The sequence below is a fragment of the Citrobacter sp. wls718 genome, from assembly GCF_005280945.1.
GTDB classification, from domain to species: Bacteria; Pseudomonadota; Gammaproteobacteria; order Enterobacterales; family Enterobacteriaceae; genus Citrobacter; species Citrobacter gillenii.
In genome coordinates this window covers 21,851-25,213 of the sequence record NZ_SZWV01000014.1, presented here as the reverse complement: position 1 = coordinate 25,213, position 3,363 = coordinate 21,851, and the positions used below count along the sequence as shown (strand labels likewise).

3 protein-coding genes and 1 pseudogene are annotated in these 3,363 nt (G+C 53.7%); all 4 read right to left on the bottom strand.

Going from position 1 to position 3,363, the window contains the following annotated elements; translation table 11 throughout:
* Positions 1 to 238, bottom strand: a pseudogene (locus tag FDW95_RS23385) (diol dehydratase reactivase subunit alpha); the annotation flags it as partial.
* Between the two features lie 10 nt (positions 239 to 248).
* Complete coding sequence (locus FDW95_RS02445) at positions 249 to 677, bottom strand: diol dehydratase small subunit (protein WP_071697585.1); 429 nt, start codon at positions 675 to 677, stop codon at positions 249 to 251.
* 2 nt (positions 678 to 679) lie between these two features.
* A complete protein-coding gene (locus FDW95_RS02440) occupies positions 680 to 1,264 on the bottom strand; it encodes a propanediol/glycerol family dehydratase medium subunit (protein WP_115257451.1) in 585 nt (194 codons plus the stop codon).
* Between the two features lie 11 nt (positions 1,265 to 1,275).
* A complete protein-coding gene (locus tag FDW95_RS02435; protein WP_115257450.1) occupies positions 1,276 to 2,943 on the bottom strand; it encodes a propanediol/glycerol family dehydratase large subunit in 1,668 nt (555 codons plus the stop codon).
* Between the last annotated feature and the right edge of the window lie 420 nt (positions 2,944 to 3,363).

Genomic DNA, 3,363 nt, shown 5'->3' with positions numbered 1-3,363 from the left:
TCGCCACATCACCAATGACCGGCGCGGCCTCGTTGATGCAGATTTTCGTCACATCCTGAAGCGACGACGACGTTTTTTCCAGCGCCTGCTGCAGGGAGGCCACTACCCCGGCAATGTTATCCCGCGTGCCTTTCATGCCCGTGGTCGCGACGATCCCGCTGGCAACAAACCGGCCATCCTGCGCCAGCGCCACTTCCGTGGTGGCGTTGCCGATATCAATCCCTGCAATTAACGGCATACCGCCTCCGTCACTGACTGCCTTTACGCAGCTTGTTTCTCTGCTGGTACACGTCTGCCGACTCGCGGACAAACCCGGCATTCACCGTGGCATGCCAGGTGTGCTCCAGTTCATCGGCAATGGCCTGTAACTCCGTAAATGAAGAACGAAATGGGCGCAGCGCATTGTAGATTTCCAGAATGCGAGCATCCGGGATGGCAATCAGTTCCGCCGCACGGCGGAAATTACGCGCCACGGCGTGACGCTGCATCTGCTCGGCGATCTGCGCCTGATACTCCAGCGTTTGCTGAGAAATACGCACATCCTGTGGCCCCACACGCCCTGCCAGTACATTCTCAAGAGTAATATCAGTTAACGGCTTTCCGGTGGGCGTGAGGATTTTCTCCGGGCAGCGAGTCGCTAACGGATAATCCTGCGCGGTCATGATGTTTTCGTTCATCGTCATTCCCTTACTAAGGCAATATGCAGCGTGACAGGCGCGGCATCCTGCACCACGTGTTTGGTTTCTTTAATGTGGAACAGCGCAGCCTTGGCCATAAATTTTGGTCGCACCATCTGGTCATTAACGACCGGTACCGGCGAGGGCGACTCTTTGCGTGCGTAACGCGCGGCGTTCTTACCAATCTGGCGATAGGTTTCCAGCGTCAGCAGCGGGGCCTGAGAAAAAAGCTCCAGGTTGCTCAGCGGCAGCAAATCACGCTGATGAATCACCGTGGTTCCTTTCGACTGAATACCAATGCCGATGCCGGAGCCGCTCAGATTTGCTGCATCCCAGGCCATAAAGGAGACATCCGAGGTGCGCAAAACTCTGACCACCCGCGCATGTAATCCCTCTTCTTCAATTCCGGCCACCAGCTCTTTCAGGATTGCCTTGTGCGGCATATCAATCAGGGTCTTATGCTGGTATTTATCAAAGGCCGGCCCAACGCCAATCACCACTTCATCCACGCGATCGTCCGCTTTTGCCGCCTCGCCTTCGCTAACCTGCAAGGTGAAAACCGGCTTACGTTCAGTTGTACATTCCACCGCATACCGCCTTATTCAATGCTGCCAGGCTGAACCACACCCGCAATATTTTTAATTTCCGCCCAGCGTTCGGCAGAGATGCGATAGCCGGTGCCGGGTCCCTGATAATCATTGATGTCATTAACGGCGCTGACCACCTCGAACTGACGATCCAGAATGGCGGATGTTTGCAGATAATCGCCGGTCACACGCTGCCTCAACATGTTGAGAATGTTGCTGGCGATATCGTCAAAACCGCTGGCACTCAGCGCGCCAACAACATCCAGCCCGGTGATATTGCGCTTCATCATTTCTTCCACCGCGGCCAAATCCTCTACCACATTACGTGCGGGCATATCTTTGCTGCCGTGAGCATAGGTGGCGGCGTCGACCTCTTCATCGCTAATCAGCGGCAGGCCCAGCTCGCGAAACACCGCCTGAATAGCGCGAGCCGCCTGATTGCGAATAGCGATAGTTTCCTCTTCCGTTACCGGACGCAGACCGCCATCAACCATCAGATCACGTTGCAGAATGTTGTAATCATCAAAGTCCTCGGCATCGAAGTTCGACCCAGCAAACATGTTGTCGTAGTTCGGTACCGCGCTGTAGCCGGAAAAGATAAAGTCGGTACCGGGCAGCATCTGCATCAATGTGCGGGCGGTACGGCGAATATCGGAGTGCGAGAAGGTCTGGTCATTCGCCGACGCCACTTCAAGGTCGAGCATCGAGGCAATCAGGTTTTCCGCCAGCACAGCACGGATCCCCGATGGTACAGCCCCGGTCATACCAATACAGCTGACCGCGCCGTTTTGCAGCCCCTGAACGCCCGCGCCCTTAGTGATAAAAATGCAGCGCGACTCCAGATACAGCATTGATTTGCTTTCTGAGTACCCCATCAGCGCCTCCGAGCCAGTGCCAGAGGTGTAGCGCATCTTCAGCCCGCGGGAAGCGTAGGCCGAGGCGAGAAAGGATTTTGACCACGGCGTGTCATCGCCGTCAGTAAACACTAACTCTGTACCGTATACCGACACCGTTTCGGCGTAGCTGGTTAAGCCGCGCATACCCAGTTCCAGTTCGGTGGCTTCTTCAACGGAACATTGGGTAAGCACGCCAGGACGGCCGCACTGCGAACCAACCAGCAGCGCCAGCGCGTTAAACGGCGCATAGCGGGCGATGCCTACGGTCGTTTCTTGCTCGGAAAAACCACGGATCCCCGCCTCGGCGGCATCGGCGGCAATTTGCACCGGGTTATCTTTCAGGTTGGTGACGTGACACTGGTTAGAGGGTGTGCGTCTGGCGCGCATTTTTTGCAGCGCCATCATCATTTCCACCACGTTCATTTTTGCCATCACCTCCACCGCTTTCGCCGGGGTGATGGCGGTGGTAATGGCAATAATCTCTTCCCGACTGACGTGGATATCCACCAGCATTCTGGCGATGTCCAGCGCGTCGAGTTGCATTGCCCGTTCGGTTTCCGCGACGTTAATCGCGTAGTCAGCAATAAAACGGTCAATCATGTCGAACTGTGCACGATCTTTACCGTCCAGTTCCACAATACGGCCATTTTCCACCTTCACCGACGACGCGGGATCGTAGGGGCTTTCCATGGCGATCAGCCCCTCTTCCGGCCATTCGCCAATCAGCCCATCCTGATTGACAGGCCGCTGGGCAAGAACTTCGAATCGTTTTGATCTTCTCATAGCGCGTTGACTCAAAAAGTAAATAATAAGGACGCCGGGCCGTATCGCTGGTGGTTTACCGTCCCAGCAATCGCCTTTATCAGCAATAGCCGAACTTTAAATGAGCAGAATAATAAAAAAATAAAATTAATTACGTTCCAATTTGGCACGCAATTAAAACGCATCGTTTCATATTGAAACGCGTATTTGGAATATCCATAGAGAATTGTGACGAGGTTAAATGATCATTATCAATAAACGCCAAAGGAAGATCACTCACTTGCTATTTTAGAATTTTTTACTGTATTGACTTAATAACGTGCTGCGCGAAAATAAAGAAAACCCAATGATAAAAAATAGCTGCGCGCGATATTTTTCGTGACCTCAGCCCTACACAATTAACAGGAGATACCGTGAATAAGAGCCAACCCATCGCCACCA

Coding starts and splice junctions, on each gene's coding strand:
- FDW95_RS02445 (WP_071697585.1), bottom strand. CDS start 677: ATGAACGAAAACATCATGACCGCGCAGGATTATCCGTTAGCGACTCGC.
- FDW95_RS02435 (WP_115257450.1), bottom strand. CDS start 2,943: ATGAGAAGATCAAAACGATTCGAAGTTCTTGCCCAGCGGCCTGTCAAT.